Raw genomic sequence first — 15,223 nt, forward strand, 5'->3', positions numbered from 1 at the left:
AACGACAGTTCTCGGAGGGAGATTCATGGGGTCTGTTCAGGATAGAATCGTGGCAAGACGGTCCTGCTTCGCCAACTGGCGCGGCATCGCCCGCATGGCGGCAGCACTGGTTGTGGCGGTGACAGCTGCCGTGCTTTCCCCGGCAGTCGCTTCTGCCAAGGGTGGGGACGTGGTCTGGTCCAGCCGTGATGTCAGGCCGCACCGCCAGGAGGCGGTTGCCTCTGTGGTCGATGCAGCCGGCAACGTTATCGTTACTGGCTACCGCAACCTGAAAAACGACCCCAATGACGACTTCTGGACTATCAAATACCGGGCGGACGGGACGATAGCCTGGCAGGCAGCCTACGACCAGGCTGCCCACGGGCAGGACCAGGCCCTGGCCGTTGCCGTCGACGCCAATAACGACGTGATCGTTGCCGGTTTCGTCTGGAACGGGTTGAACAAGGATCTCTATCTGATCAAGTACGACGGCTCCACCGGAGCGGCGATCTGGTCGGATACCTACAACGGCCCTGCCGACGGGGCCGACGTGGGGACTTCGCTCGCCATCGACCGGGTGAACAACAAGATCTATGTCGGCGGCTATTCCCAGAACGGCGCCGGGAACGACGACTATCTTCTGCTCAGATATGCCAACCCAACCAGTGGTCCGGCCAACCCGCCCGATGGGCCGGCAATCATCTACGCGGGGAGTGCCGGCGGTGCCGACCGGGTCACGGCGGTTACCTGCGGCACCACCGGCGTTGCCGTGACCGGGAGTTCGTGGAACGGCCTGAAGAACGACATCATGACCGTCGCCTACGGCTTCGGTGGCAGCCTGCTCTGGGAAAAGCGTCATCCGGGCGTCGGGACCTTTGGCGACAACGGCCGTCAGGTCCGGTTCGACTCTGCCGGCAACGTCATCGTCACAGGCACGGCAGGCAATGCCATCGATTACGACATCTACACTGCCAAGTATCGTGCCGCTGACGGCGAGGTGCTCTGGGAGAAGACCTACAACGGCGCCTTTGACGACGAGCCGGCCGCCCTCTGGGTGGATGCTGCCGGCGACGCCTATGTTGCCGGCTATACCTGGACCTTGAGCGGTGCCAACGACTTCTATGTGGCAAAATACCGGAGCGTCGACGGCGCAGTGGTCTGGCAGCAGTCCTTCAATTCCGCCCTGGAGAATTCCGACATCGCCACTGCCACTGGCATCGTCGTCGACGAGACCGTCGGCGGCGGCGTCTATGTCACGGGCTACACCGAGGCGAATGGCAATTTCGATTTCCAGACCGTCAAATATACCAAGGCGAGCGGTCATCTCATCTGGCACCAGAGCTTCAACGGCGCCGTCAACCGCAACGACCGTTCCGTCGGGATCGGTCTCGCACCTGACGGCAACGTCTACGTCACCGGCTGGTCCGACCAGCTGGCGCCCCTGGACGGCGGGACAACCGCTGCAACTGGCGGGAGTTCGAACACCATCCAGGTGAGCGGCAAGAGCTGGAGCACCAACCAGTGGCAGGATTTCTTCGTCATGGTCACCAGCGGGGCCAATGCCGGCGCGGTGCGTCAGGTGAGCGGCAACACCGGGGATACCCTCAGCCTGTCGGTGGATTTCGGCTCTCCCATTGCGGCAGGAGACACCTATTACCTCTATGACAAGGATGACTACGACACCCAGGTAATCCGCTATGATCACGGCACCCTGGACCCCCCCACCGGCCTCGTTGCGGAGCCGCTGTCGAAACAGGCGGACAGCACCTATACTGTTCGGCTTACCTGGGAGGACAATACCACCGACGAGGACGGCTTTGTCATCGAGCGCAAGATGGGCGAATATGGCACCTGGGGGGTGGTTGCCACGGTCGGCGCGAATGTGACGACCTACGACGACCCCGGTCTCGTGGAGAACAACTATTACTACTATCGCGTCAAGAGCTATCGTGTCGCCGAGGAGAGCTATCCGAGCACCGATACCCACACCCTGACCCTGCTTGTCACCTATGCGCAGCCGGACTGGTCCTACATTTTTGACAGCACCTATCATCTTGAGGACTATGCCCGTGCCATTTCCGTCGGCAGCGATGATCACCCCGTGGTGACCGGAGAGAGCGACAGCGGGTCGGTCGGGATGTTCGACTACTACACCGTCAAGCTCAACCGGGCCGACAAGAGCGTCATCTGGGCCGACCGGTTCGACAGCATGCAGAACGAGATGGACCATGGCGTGGCCCTGGCGGTTGACAGCGCCAACAACGTGATCGTCACCGGCTTTTCCTTCCAGTACTTTGCGCCGGTCTCCAAGAACATCTATTCCATCTTTACCCTCAAATACCCCTCGGCCGGTCCTCCCATCACCTGGGAGCGGCAGTACAACGGCCCCGGCGGCATCGACGACCGGGCGACGGCCGTTGCTTCGGCCACCGACGGCAGCATTACCCTGGTGGTCGGTTACGGCAAGAATGTGCAGAACAACGACGACATCTACCTGGTCAAGTATCTTGCCGACGGCACCCAGGCCTGGGCAGCCACCCCCTTCGACGGTGGTCGCAACGACTATCCTTCGTCGGTAGCGCTCGATGCGGCCGGCAACGTCGTCATTGTCGGCTACAGCCAGAATTCGACCGGTCTGCCGGAAGACCTCACCAATTACGACATCTTCGTGGCCAAGTACAGCGGCGCCACCGGCGCCATGCTCTGGCACGAACTCTACCGGGTCAGCGGCACCACCAACAACCGGGCCATGTCGGTCGCCCTGGACCCGGACAACGACCCCTACGTCACCGGTTTTGTCGTCAACGCCGCCGGCAACGAGGACTTCTATACCATCAAGTACAACGGTGCCACCGGTGCCCGCATCTGGGAACGGACCTATGACGGGCCGGTCCAGGGTGACGACCGGGCCGTGGCCATCAAGGTCGATCCGATTGCGGGAAGCAACCCCCTGGACGGCAACATCGTGGTGGTGGGGACGCAGCTGACCTCGGCTGACGATCAGGACATCCATCTGATTCGCTACAACAAGGCGGGCGATCTGGTCTGGGAGCGGACCCTGCAGCGTCCGCACATAGACGATGCCGCCGTTGCCATGACCATGGATGCGGCCGGCTACATCTACATCGCGGCCGACAGCGGCAGCGATCTGGACAAGGATATCCTGGGAGTCATCTACGACTACGAGGGGACTCTCCTGGGAGCGACCGTCTACGGCGGCGCCAATGGCGGCATGGACGAGTCGACGGCGATTGCCGTCAACCACAAGGGAGAGGCGTTCATTGCCGGTTACAGTACCAATGCCAGCGGCAATGCCGACTATGCCGTCATCAAGCAGAAGAACAACTATATCCTCGTGCCGACCCCCTTCTCCATGGAACCGCAGGGTAATATCGACCGGCTGTTCCTCACCTGGCGGGACAATACGCCGGGGACCAGTTTCCGCATCGAGCGGACCCTGGGGCCGGTAACTTCGGGGAGCATCTGGAACCCGGTCATCGTGAAGCCAGCGGGGAGCACGACCCACACCGATACGGGATTGCAGCCGGGGACTCTCTACTGTTACCGGATTTCAGCGGAGAACGGGACCCTGGTATCGCGGAAGGCGGTGGCCTGCGCCACCACGGCGCTCCCCTCTCCCAGCGGCCTCACCCTGTCGGCGATCACCACGACGGGCATGACCATCACCTGGAACAACGTTGCTGGCAATGCCGGCTACAAGATCGAGCGGATGCCGGCCGGCGGTTCGTGGAGTACGCTCGCCACGCTGGCGGCCGATGTCACGACCTATGCGGACAGCTCCCTTACGCCGGGAACCACCTATGCGTACAGGATCTCGACGAATGGTGTTGCCGGGTATTCCAATCCCTGCACCGAGGTCCCGGCTGCGACCCTGCCGCTGGCGCCGGTGCAGAGCGCCCCTACCAACCTGGCCAGCACCAGCGTGACCCTCAACTGGGCGGATGTCGTCGGCGAGACCGGCTACGAGGTCTGGCGGAAAGAAGGGGCTGCCGGTACCTGGGGCGTGCTCTCGCCGAAACCCGGCCAGAACGTGCTGACCTTTAACGATTCCGGCCTCACGCCCAATACCCAGTACTACTACAAGATCAGGGCCTTCAACAGCTCAGGGAGCTCTGCCGACAGTGCTGAACAGGCGGTTCTCACCAAGTTCGTTTCGCCGACCCTTACTGCGGCCAGCGGCTTTTCGGCCACGGAGATCGACATTGCCTGGAGCGATGTGACGGGAGAGACCGGCTATACCGTCGAATATGCGAGCTGCAGCTATTCCAACAGCAGTCCGACGCTCTGCTCCACCTACCTGACGTCGACCTCGGGATGGACAACCTGGACTACCGCCGCCACCCTGGCAGCGGACACCACGACCTATCGGAAAGCCTCTCTGGTGGCGGGTACTGCCTACCGTTTCCGGGTCACTGCCACGGTGACCGGCAATTCGTCGTTGCCGAGCAACATCAGGGGCTCCTGGACGACGCTGGCACAGCCGGTGATCACCATCGTTCCTGCCAGCGAGACCTCCCTCACCATCTCCTGGGTCGACATCACCGGAGAGACGAACTACACGGTTGAACGCAAGCTCTCGACGGACAGTGTCTGGGGAGCTGCAGCTGCGGCATGTACCGCCCTCAATACCAACGTGCTCAGCTGCACCGATACCGGTCTTGCCCTGCAGACTGCCTACGACTACCGGCTGAAGGCCTACAATACGGTCTCGAACGCGAACCTCTGGGTGCCCCAGCCGCAGTACAGCGCGGTGAAGCAGGCCACCACGCCGCTGCCGGCGCCGGTGCTCAATCAGCTGACCGTACTTTCGTCAAGCGCCATCGACCTCGCCTGGAGCAACGTTGCCGGCAATACCGGCTACGAGATCGAGCGCTGTTCGCTGAATTACCCGGACAATCCCACCTATGCGAACACCAGCCCGACGAACACCTACTGGGGGGCCTGCACCGTCATCGGTTCGGTGCCGCAGGACCAGGTCACCTATTCGAGCACCGGGCTTACCACCGGCTATACCTACCGCTACCGGGTGCGCGACCTCTACACCGGCGGTTATTCGGGCTGGAGCAACATCCTCTTTGCCACCACCACTCCGGCCGCCCCGGTGATGAATGCGCCGACAAACCCGGCGGCATCGTCGCTCTCCATCTCCTGGTCCAATGTCAACGGCGATACCGGTTACAGCCTGGAGTGGAAACAGGGGGCAACAGGGACCTGGACACCGGTTTCCTTCGCCATGAACACGACGAGCTATACCCACACGCCGGTCGACTCCTCGCTCGACTATTACTACCGGGTCAAGGCCGTGACCGCTTATGGCTCCTCACCAACCAGCAACGAGGTGTCGGTCCTGCCGGCGCCGACCCTGAATGCACTTTCCGGGATCACCACCAGCACGATCAACCTCTCCTGGAATAATGTCTCCGGCAACAACGGCTACAAGATCGAGCGGAAGATCGGGGCTGGCGGCAGCTGGTCGCAGATCGCCACGGTGGGCGCCAATCTGACTGCCTACGCCAATACCGGCTGCAGCGCCGGCACCCTCTATTTCTACCGGGTGATGGCCATCAACCCCGCGACCGGCGGGGGGGCATTCTACAGCAACGAGCAATCGACCTTCACGCTGCCGACCGCCACCACCCTGACCGTTTCCCAGGTTTCCAGCGCAGAGGTCGACCTTGCCTGGCTCCTTCGTTACGGTGCCACCGATTACAAGGTGGAACGCAAGACCGGGACAGTGGGGTCATGGGCGGAGATCACGTCGCTTGCCGTTGCCTATGCCGAGAACTACTGCGGTAAGCCCACCCCGTCCATTGCCTGCCCGACGATCTCGGCGGCAAGCACGGTCTATCGCGACGCCGGACTCGACGCCAATACCACCTACTGTTATCAGGTCAAGACCGCCAACAGCAGCGGGACCGGTGCGCCGAGCCCGGAGCAGTGCATCACGACGCCATCGCTGGCCTCGGTGGTCTTGTCGGCTGCCCCGAGCACCTTCTCGGTCAGGCTGGACTGGTTGGCCGGAGGCTGTAGCGGCACCTGCGAAACGCCCGACGGTTACGAAGTAGAGGGAAAACTCGACAGCGTCGCGTTTGCCCGCCTGGCCGTGCTCCCCTCGGTCGATGCGTCATTTACCCAGCGGACCGGGATCAACCCCAACTCGCGGTATGCATTCAGGGTGAGGTCGTACAAGGGCTTCCTCGAAGGGTTCGACAAGGGGATTCAGGCCGCGGCCTGGGGTCAGCAGGGTGCCCTGTATTCTTCTTCCGGCGTGGTCTCTTCCAGCGACGCCACGGCACCGATCAACCTGTCCGGAAGCGATGGCTCGGCCAATATTACCGCGGCCAACGGGGCGGTGCAGCTTGCCACGGCAAGTGCCGGCGGCGGTCTGGCGAGCAGCTACAATTATTCGCGTCTGACACTGACCGATGTTTCAGCCATTCACGACAACTTCGATGTCCAGATCGACTACAGCCTTGTCGATCCGCCGGCGACCCTGGCCCAATACCACGTGTACGGTCGTCTGCACATCGGCTTCCCCAACGGCACCGGCTCCAACTTTGCCTATGTCGAGCGCTCCGGGAACAGTTACAGCGCCACCATCATGGCGAACGGGGCGCAGTCCGCGAACAGCTTCCTTACCGGCGATTCCATCGGCAAGCTCAGGCTGACCCGGATGGGCGACCGGATCTCCGCCTATGCCTGGACGGGGGGCGCGTGGGTGCTGATCCATGAGGTTACGGGTGCCACCACAGCCGCGGCAAACCAGGCAAACGTGACTCAGTATGTCCAGCGGAACGAGGCGGCAACGTTGAAGGTCAGCATCGACAACTTCGAGGCAACCTCGCAGCGCTCCGCCTACAGCAACGAGGCTTTAACGACGACGTCTCCCTATGTCCCGGGAGCCAATACCTGTCCGTAGTTCATGCGGGAGAGGATTTCGCTGCCTCTCGCAGAGAAAGGAGGCTGACCATGAAGAAGCGCTACATCCCACCCAGAGTCGTCGGGAGCGCTGCGGTGCATCCCTGTTGATGAAGAATATTCCGCTGTTATGGAGGGCATTCACTATATATTGGTGATGCCCTTCTTTTTTCTGGTAGGATACGGGAAAACGATAGTGGGGGATGGGGTGATGACAGCCTGGTGTAAACGAGCGCTTTGGACCGGATTGATGGGGATGGCCTGCTGGTTCTGGCTCGTGGCGGCAGACCGGCCGGTCCATGCTGCCGAGATCGAGGGGGTTGTGCTCAACGAGGCGGGCCCGGTGCCGGGCGGACAGGTAAAGGCGTATGCCCGGCTTGCCGACATTGCCTCCGGTACTCCGCTGGCTGTCTCGACAACCGGCGACAAGCCGGGGTTCTACCGCCTCGAACTGCCTGCGGGCAAGTATTACCTCGTTGCCGAAGGGACCGTTGCCGATACGGCGTATTTCGCCTTTCACGGCGCCAACCCGGTGGTTGCCGGGGATGAAAAACTCTGGCTGCCATTCGCTGTGGTGCCCCACCGGGCGCCGGTCAGCCGTGCCGCCCCGGCGACGGCGCTCTCCGGTACCGTAACCTACCACGGGCAGCCGGTTTCGGTTGCACAGGTCTCTTTGTACGGTGCGGCCGGAGGCCGGTTCAAGGGGTTGGGGCTTTTGAGCAACGTCACGGCTGCAGACGGGGCTTTCCGTTTCTCTGTTGCCCCGGGCAGCTATCTGGTGGTTGCCCGCAAACGGGCCGCTGCCGATGGCTCCATGCAGCTCAGGAAAGGGGACCTGTTCTGCTTCTATCCGGGGAACCCGCTGCATGTTGCCGATAATGAGGAACTGAGCATAGAACTCCCCTGCTACCCCAAGGACGACGTGGACGGTTTTCTCGGCGCCGGCGCCTCGGTAAAGAAGAGCCGGGAGGGGCTGGCCCGATTCCGCGACAAGGGTGCAACCGCTGCACGGGAAGGGTCAGTCCTTGCGGGGCGGGTCGTGGATATCGCCGGCAGGCCGGTCAAGATTTCCGTCCAGGCATACCGCCTGGCCCAGGGAAAGCCCTTCCTGATGCACTACCTCAGGCTGATGCCCGACCGGCAGGCAGAGACGGCCGCGGACGGGTCGTTCCGGCTCTCCCTGCCGTCTGACGGGGACTATGCCGTTGTTGCCCGCGAGTATGCGGGGCAGGCTCCGCTTAAGGGGGAATGGTACGGTCTCTACGAAGGGAATGTGGACCATGCGGTCTCTGTCGCCCACCTGCCTGGCACTGCCGAGATCGTCGTCAGCAGGTTGATGTCCGCTACGGTCGACAGCAGGAAAAATACTGCGCAGGCCGCTGTGAAGGCTCATCACGGTCCGCTGCGGCTCGCCGATGCGGTCATCTCCGCAGACACCACCTGGTCGGGCGAGGTGGAAATCAGCGGTACCGTGCTGGTCGGTCGCAGGGCAACCCTCACCATCCTCCCCGGAACCAGGGTCAGGTTCCTGAAGGTCGACCGGAACAACGACGGCATCGGCGACGGTGAGCTGCGCGTCCTGGGGCGGCTCGTTGCACAGGGTACGGCCCGGCAGCCGGTTCGTTTCATGTCCGGGGAAACCAGTCCGCAGGCCGGGGACTGGTCATATCTCCTGGTCTATGCTGCCGAGGGGGTGAGCATCCTGGACCACTGCCGGGTGGAGGACGCCTTCACCGGCCTCCAGGTCCATTTTTCCCAGGCAAAGGTCACCAATTCATCTTTTCGCGGCAACCAGGAGGGGATCCGCTTCGGTCGTGCCGAGCTGACCATCGAGCATAACGACTTCGACGCAAACCGTTACGGAATCCGCCATACCCGGCTTGAGGGGCCGGTGCTGATACAGTACAATACCATCAGGCGGAACGAGGTCGGGATCTTCCTGGTCCCCTCGAACCAGAATGTGGTCAATTTCGAGGATACCTTTAACCTCAAGGAGGCGCCTGCGCCCTATCAGCCGGTGGTCCGTTTCAACAGCCTGGTCGGGAACCGGGAGTACGCCTATAAGTTCGGCGAACGCCAGGGGTACGATATCGATCTGCGGGACAACTGGTGGGGTTCCGTATCGGAGCGGAGCATCCGGGCAGGCATTTACGATGGCAGTGACGACCCGACCCTGGGAAAGGCCGGGATTGCGCCCTTTCTGCGCTCACCTGCGCAGGGGGTCGGACCACGGAAGGAGGGAGCGCTATGAGAATCGCATGCAGGGGGCTGATTGCGGCCGGGTTGGTGCTGCTGCTGGCTGGAGCCGGCATTGCCGCGGAGCGGCAGACCGGCACGTTGACCGGAAAACTGGCGCAAAAGAATGGCGCACCGCTGTCCGGGGGGCTGGTCTTCTTTTTCAACCAGGTTTCAGGGCCGCCACCTTCGCCCGAGGAATACTGGCGGGTCCCGGATGAGATCGCCGACCTGGACAACGACGGCCGGTTTTCCGCTGAGCTCCTGGAAGGGACCTACTTCGTTGGGGCCATTCAACGGATGGGGGCCAAGGAGGTCGGACCGCCCATCGAGGGTGACCTGTTCCTCGTCGGCCGCGATCCGCAGGGCAAGCCCCGGACCTTCACGGTCAAGGCCGGTCAGCAGCAGGATCTGGGGACGATTGCCGGTGCGCTCCCTTTCGGCAAGACAACCGTACGGCCCGGAACCACCGGGATCGAAGGGGTGGTGGTCGGCCCTGAGGGCAAACCCGTTGTCGGCGTCTTCGTCTTTGCCTTCCTGACCCCGGCCATGGTGGGACGGCCGCTGTTCGTGTCGGAAAAGACCGGCCCGGACGGCAGGTTTCTCCTGCGGCTCGCCGAGGGGGGAGAGTACTATCTGAAGGCCAAGGAACTCTACGGCGGCGGTCCACCCCGGCAGGGGGGGATCATCGGCGCCTATGGCGACGACGAACCCAAGGCGGTGAAGGTCAAGTCCGGAGCCATTGCCAAGGGGATCAGTATCAAGGGGTTGCGGTTCCCTGGTCAGGGGCGTAAGCCCTGAGCCGGTGCGACCCGGAAGGGGGCGAGATATGAAGTGTGCCAGGCTGGTGCTGCTGGTGGGGGTTTTGTGCTGTTGTGCGGGGACGATGCCGGCATGGGGGCTGGAAGTCCCCGGTGGCCGGGACCATCCCCTGCTGAGCGGGGGGGACCGTCGTCCCCACATCCCGCGCATGCTGGATAAGTTCGGGCCGATGACCCTGTCGCTGGCCGACCTCCTGGAGAAGCGCCCCGAAGGGGCGACGGCCGTCGAAGTTGCGCAGCTGCTCCGGGAGATGGGGCAGGAGCTGCACGACATGTATGCGCTCTCCATGTCGGTCACCCAGACCACCGCCGAGGCGGACGAACTGTTCCGGCAGGTGCAGGAGACGGAGAAAAAGATCAAGGCGTTGCGTGAGAGACTGTGAAAAAGGCTGCTAGCGTTTCGGAAAGCGGGCCGGTCGCCGTTGCCGGACGCCGCGGCAGCACTGCTGCCGGCTGGCTGGCCGGCCTCATCTGCCAGGTGCTGGTCGTCTGCTGCGGGGCTTTTCCCGCAGCTGCGACGGTCCTGACTGCCGATACGGTCTGGAGCGGGACCGTCACCCTTAACGAGGATCTGCTTGTCCCCTCCGGAATCACCCTCACCATTCTGCCCGGCACCGATGTCAGGGTGGTGGCGGCAGAGAGCACCAAGACCGATCCTGAATACCTCTCCCCCTTGACCGAGATTACCGTCCGCGGTGTCTTGAAGGCAGAAGGGAGCAGTGCTGCACCGATCCGGATCGCCGGGGTGGCGCCGGGCACGCCCGGCGCATGGGCAGGGATCATGATCGACGGCGGATCAGCCAGGTTCGGCCACTGCCGGATCGAGGATGCCGAGGCCGCCCTGCATCTGTTGGCCGGGGAGGCAGAGCTTGACAGCTCCACCCTTACGGGAAACCGTTACGGTCTGGTTGCCCAGGGGAAGCTGAGCCGGGTCCGGCTGACCGGCAGCAGCATCCGGGAGAACGACTACGGGGTCTCCCTCTTCGACGGTGCCCGGCTTGACGAGAAGGGGGGGCAGGTCGCGGCCAACCGGAAACGGGACCGTCGCGCCTGGGACGATCCCCCGACGGACGTTTCGCCGAATCCGCCGGCGCCCACAAAACTGCCGGTCGCCAGGGTCTACCGCGACGAGGTCCTTCTGGGGGAGACCGTCTGGCAGGGTCGGATCGAGGTGGCGGGCCAGGTCAGGGTCCCGGAGACCGCCCGGCTGGTCATCCTGCCGGGAACCATCGTGGAATTCAGACGGCGTGACACCAACGCTGACGGTATCGGCGAAAACGGGCTCCTGATCCAGGGGGTCCTGGTGGCCAAGGGGATGCCGGACCGGCAGATCCTGTTCCGCTCGGCAGAGCCGCAACCGACCATGGCCGACTGGGATGCCATTAACATCATGAACAGCGACGGCATCCAGAACCTGATCGAGTACTGCCGGATCGAGAACGCCTACCGCGGGCTGCATTTCCACTTTTCCAACGTGCTGGTCAACCGCTCCCAGTTCAGCAACAACTATCGGGGGATCCAGTTCCAGGAGTCCAGGGTCGATCTCCGCAACAACCGTTTCAGCGGCAACAAGAGCGCTGTCCAGGGGAGGGATTCCGAGGTTTCGTTCACGGGCAACCGCGTCGTCGCCAATCTGCGTGGGGTCAATTTCTTCCGCGCCGATGCCGTCGTCAGGGACAACCGGTTTTCGCACAATGCCCTGGATGGCCTCAGGCTGAGGGATTCCTCGGCCGTGGTGGAACAGAACACGATCGACGGCAACCGCTATGGCGTCATGGCCCAGGACACGCTCTACGGCAGGTATACCGGCAACGTCGTGGTCCGCAATGCCGAGATCGGTTTTTCCCTGAAGAACCTGGACAACCTGGAGATCTCCGGGAACTTTGTCGCCGCTAACGGCATAAACGGCATGAGCCTCCAGGACGTCAGGGCGCTGGTCCGCGGCAACAGCTTCACCGGCAACGGCGAACGGGGCCTGGGGATCATCTCCTTCGACGGGACCATCACCGGCAACTCCTTTAGCGACAACGGCCTCTATGCCATCGACCTGGAAGGGAGCCGGGACGTATCGGCTCCGGCCAACTGGTGGGGCGGGAAACAGCCGGAAACGGTGATCTGCGACCGTGACGACATCCCCGGCCGGGGGAGGGTCGTGGCGGGTTCCCCGAGCACCGGCCCGCTCCCCTTTGTCTGGCCCCTGGCCGAGGTGCCGGTGAGTCTCACCTGGCAGGGGACGGTGGCGGTGAAGGGGCAGGTCGCGGTCCCCTCCGGGGTTTCCCTGGCCGTGACGCCGGGGAGCACGGTCCGTTTTTCCGCCGATGCCGGCCTTTCCGTAAAAGGCAAGCTCCTTGCAACAGGAGAAAAGGCGCAACGTATCACTTTCCGGGCGGATGGCGCCCCGCAGCCCGCTGCATGGGGGGAAATCCTCCTTGAGCATGCCACCGGAAGCCGACTGGAATACTGTGACATCACGTCGGCCACCTGGGGAATCCACAGTCATTTCACAAACCTGGTGGTGAAAAACTGTCGTTTCAGCGGAAACTACGGCGGCATGCGCTTCCGGAGCGGCCCGGTCGAGGTGTCCCGCTCGCTGTTCCGCGACAATGTCATCGGCATCCGCTCCTACCGGGGGAATGCCCACATCACTGAGAACGTCATCACCGGCAACGAGACCGGCATCTTCGTGCGGGAAAAGGGGAGCGGTCTGGAGATCAGGCGGAACAGTCTTGCCGGCAACAACGGCGTGGCCATCAGGGTAGGCGATTTCAATGACGAGGATGTCCGGGCCCCGGAAAACTGGTGGGGGGTCGATGAGCCGGGTAGCATGATCTTCGATGCCCGCCAGGAGAGCGGCATCGGTTTTGTCCGCTTCGAGCCGGTGCTGAACGGGCCGCTGCAGACCGGACCGGAGGAATAACGGGTGAGGGCCAGGTTTGGATTCGGAGTGCTGCTCCTCGTGCTGCTGATCGCCGCGGTCGCCCAGGGAGAAGGCCGCCTTCTGCAGGGGGTGATCCTGGATGAGGCCGGTAGGCCAGTGGCCGGGGCAGAGCTTTTTCTCTACGATTCCCCCCGGATCAAGCGCCCTGCCGATTTCATCTCGGCAAAGACCGCCAGCGATGGCAGGTATTCCCTCCAGGTTCCTGCTGCCACGTACTGGGCTGTGGCACGGGTGCGGCACGGGGACAAATTCGGTCCGCTCATGCCGGGGGACCTGCATTCAGGCGACCCCCAGGAACTCGACCTCTCCGGCAGCGACCTGCAGGCGGACTTTACCGTGGCCGATATCCGCGCCACGGCCAGGGCCAGGGAAAAGACCCGTAGCGACCTGGCGCGGGTGGCAGGGCGCATTACCGATCAGGAAGGGAAGCCGGTTGCCGGAGCTGCCGTCTCTGTCTGGCGCGAACCGGTAACCGCGCGCCTGCCGGATGTCGTTTCGGGTTGGAGCGATGCCGATGGCGGCTATCTCCTCTTTCTGCCGGCAGGGACGTACACAATGACGCCTACTGCCACGTTTCCTCCTCCACCGCCCCGCGCGGAGTTGCACCGGGTAGTGATCCATGAGGGGGAGAAGGCGCTGGTCCTGGACCTGCAGCTAACGACCGAAGAGCCTGCACCCGCAGCCCTCAACGCAGGCGGTTCGCCGGGCGACGGACTGTCGATCAGCGATGAATAGCCGGGCAGCCGGAACAGAAGACGGTTGTCCGGAAGGAGGAAGAACATGAAGAGATGGTTGACAGGTGTCCTGCTCGCCCTGCTCCTGGTTACGGCCGGCGAAGCCGGGGCCTGTGTCGGCAAGATCCTCTATATCGGCATCCCCAATGCCCCGGCCGAGCAGGTACTGGCCGAACTGGTCGCCACCCTCGTCAGCGAGCGGACCGGCACCACGGTCAAGATCCTTCCGTTCAAGGATTCCCGTGAACTCTATGCAGCGGTGAAGAAAGGGAGCGTGGGGCTGGTGATCGAGAACCGCGACCGTGGCTTCGACGTCCTGGGCCGGCCGCGTGAGAGCAATCCGAAAACAGCCATGGAAACGCTACGCCGTGAGTACCAGCGTACCCTGAACATGGTCTGGCTGGAGCCCTTCGGCGGGAATCCACCCTATGCGCCGGTCATTACCACCGAGACCCTGAGTTCGCTCCCCGCGCTGCCCAAGCTTTTGAACAAGCTGGCCGGCATGCTGACCGAGGATGTCTGTGCCAGGCTGGTCAAGGCTGCCAGGGGTGATGACAGGACGAAAAAGGTGGCGCGCGATTTCCTCAAATCCAAACGGCTGATCTGAGGGGCATCGCCTCCTTCCCCGTCATGCTCGATCGCCTCTGGAGATTCCTCACTTCGACCCGGTTCGCCATCATCCTCTTCGGGGTGATCGCCTGCCTGTCGCTCGTGGGAACCATTCCCGGCCTGGAGACGATCTACCGTCAGATGCCGTTCCGGGGGCTGCTCGGGATCCTCGGCCTCTGTACCCTCTGCTGCACGGTGCGCAGGTGGAAGGGGATCGCTTGGCAGGTCCATCTGGTCCATGCCGGCGTGATCCTGACCCTGGCAGGCGGGATGATCGGCGGACTCGGCTCGGTTGCGACCGTCAACATCTACGAGGGGGATACGGTCGATACTGCCTTTCGCTGGGACCTGGAGCAGGATGCTCCCTTGGGCTTCTCCCTGACGGTCACCGACATTAACACCGATTACTACCCGGTTCCGGTCAAGGTGGGTGTCCTGCACGACGGGGAAAAGGAAGGGCTCTTCACCCTGAAGACGGGGGAGAGCTTTGACCTGGGCGGTTACCGGGTACAGGTCAACCGGCTCGACCCGGCCGGCCGGCAGCTCGGGCTGACGGTGTCGCAGAAGGGCCAACGGGTCGGTACGGCCGTTACCGACGGTAAAACGGATCTCCCCGCGGGGTTCCCCTACACGTTCAAGCTGGTGGCCTTCCAGAATCCCAAGCTCAAGCGGATGTGGGTATCCCTTCGCCTGAGCCGGGGGGGAGAGCTCCTTGCCGAAGGGGTGAGCGAGGTCAACAGCCCGTTGGACTGGGACGGGTTCTCGTTCTTCAATACCAGGGTCAGTTCGGATGAGGCCGGCCGGCTGTATGCCGGCATTCAGATCGTGAAGGACCCCGGTCGCCAGGTCGCCTTTGCCGGTCTGCTGATAACGTCGCTGGGGGTAGTGCTTGCCTTTGTCCGGAGGATGTCCGGCCGTGGGAACCGACCTGCCGCGGCTCCGGAACAGGGGTGAGAGGAATGGAGAGC

8 protein-coding genes are annotated in these 15,223 nt (G+C 63.2%); all 8 read left to right on the forward strand.

Annotated features, from left to right (window positions below; all coding sequences use genetic code 11):
- Positions 1–25: 25 nt before the first annotated feature.
- Positions 26–6,919 carry a hypothetical protein gene (locus GJT30_08570; protein MSM39655.1) on the forward strand — a complete coding sequence of 2,298 codons (6,894 nt, stop codon included), beginning with the start codon at positions 26–28 and terminating at the stop codon, positions 6,917–6,919.
- Positions 6,920–7,048: 129 nt separating this feature from the next.
- A complete protein-coding gene (locus tag GJT30_08575; GenBank protein MSM39656.1) occupies positions 7,049–9,169 on the forward strand; it encodes a hypothetical protein in 2,121 nt (706 codons plus the stop codon).
- Entirely contained in the window at positions 9,166–9,954 is a 789-nt protein-coding gene (locus GJT30_08580; GenBank protein MSM39657.1) for a carboxypeptidase regulatory-like domain-containing protein, read from the forward strand. Before GJT30_08575 ends, GJT30_08580 begins: the two co-directional genes overlap by 4 nt.
- Before the next feature lie 28 nt (positions 9,955–9,982).
- Positions 9,983–10,357, forward strand: coding sequence for a hypothetical protein (locus GJT30_08585; GenBank protein ID MSM39658.1), 375 nt, complete (start codon positions 9,983–9,985; stop codon positions 10,355–10,357).
- A 74-nt stretch (positions 10,358–10,431) separates the two neighbouring features.
- Entirely contained in the window at positions 10,432–12,891 is a 2,460-nt protein-coding gene (locus GJT30_08590; GenBank protein ID MSM39659.1) for a right-handed parallel beta-helix repeat-containing protein, read from the forward strand.
- Between the two features lie 3 nt (positions 12,892–12,894).
- On the forward strand, positions 12,895–13,647 hold the full coding sequence (locus tag GJT30_08595) for a carboxypeptidase regulatory-like domain-containing protein (GenBank protein MSM39660.1): 753 nt from the start codon (positions 12,895–12,897) through the stop codon (positions 13,645–13,647).
- Positions 13,648–13,692: 45 nt separating this feature from the next.
- Positions 13,693–14,253 carry a hypothetical protein gene (locus GJT30_08600; protein ID MSM39661.1) on the forward strand — a complete coding sequence of 187 codons (561 nt, stop codon included), beginning with the start codon at positions 13,693–13,695 and terminating at the stop codon, positions 14,251–14,253.
- A gap of 23 nt (positions 14,254–14,276) precedes the next feature.
- Positions 14,277–15,209 carry a ResB-like family cytochrome C biogenesis protein gene (locus GJT30_08605; protein MSM39662.1) on the forward strand — a complete coding sequence of 311 codons (933 nt, stop codon included), beginning with the start codon at positions 14,277–14,279 and terminating at the stop codon, positions 15,207–15,209.
- The last annotated feature ends 14 nt before the right edge of the window (positions 15,210–15,223 follow it).

It is taken from the genome of Geobacter sp. (assembly GCA_009684525.1).
GTDB lineage: Bacteria > Desulfobacterota > Desulfuromonadia > Geobacterales > DSM-12255 > Geoanaerobacter.

Coding starts and splice junctions, on each gene's coding strand:
- GJT30_08605 (MSM39662.1), top strand. CDS start 14,277: ATGCTCGATCGCCTCTGGAGATTCCTCACTTCGACCCGGTTCGCCATC.
- GJT30_08600 (MSM39661.1), top strand. CDS start 13,693: ATGAAGAGATGGTTGACAGGTGTCCTGCTCGCCCTGCTCCTGGTTACG.
- GJT30_08580 (MSM39657.1), top strand. CDS start 9,166: ATGAGAATCGCATGCAGGGGGCTGATTGCGGCCGGGTTGGTGCTGCTG.
- GJT30_08570 (MSM39655.1), top strand. CDS start 26: ATGGGGTCTGTTCAGGATAGAATCGTGGCAAGACGGTCCTGCTTCGCC.
- GJT30_08585 (MSM39658.1), top strand. CDS start 9,983: ATGAAGTGTGCCAGGCTGGTGCTGCTGGTGGGGGTTTTGTGCTGTTGT.
- GJT30_08575 (MSM39656.1), top strand. CDS start 7,049: ATGGAGGGCATTCACTATATATTGGTGATGCCCTTCTTTTTTCTGGTA.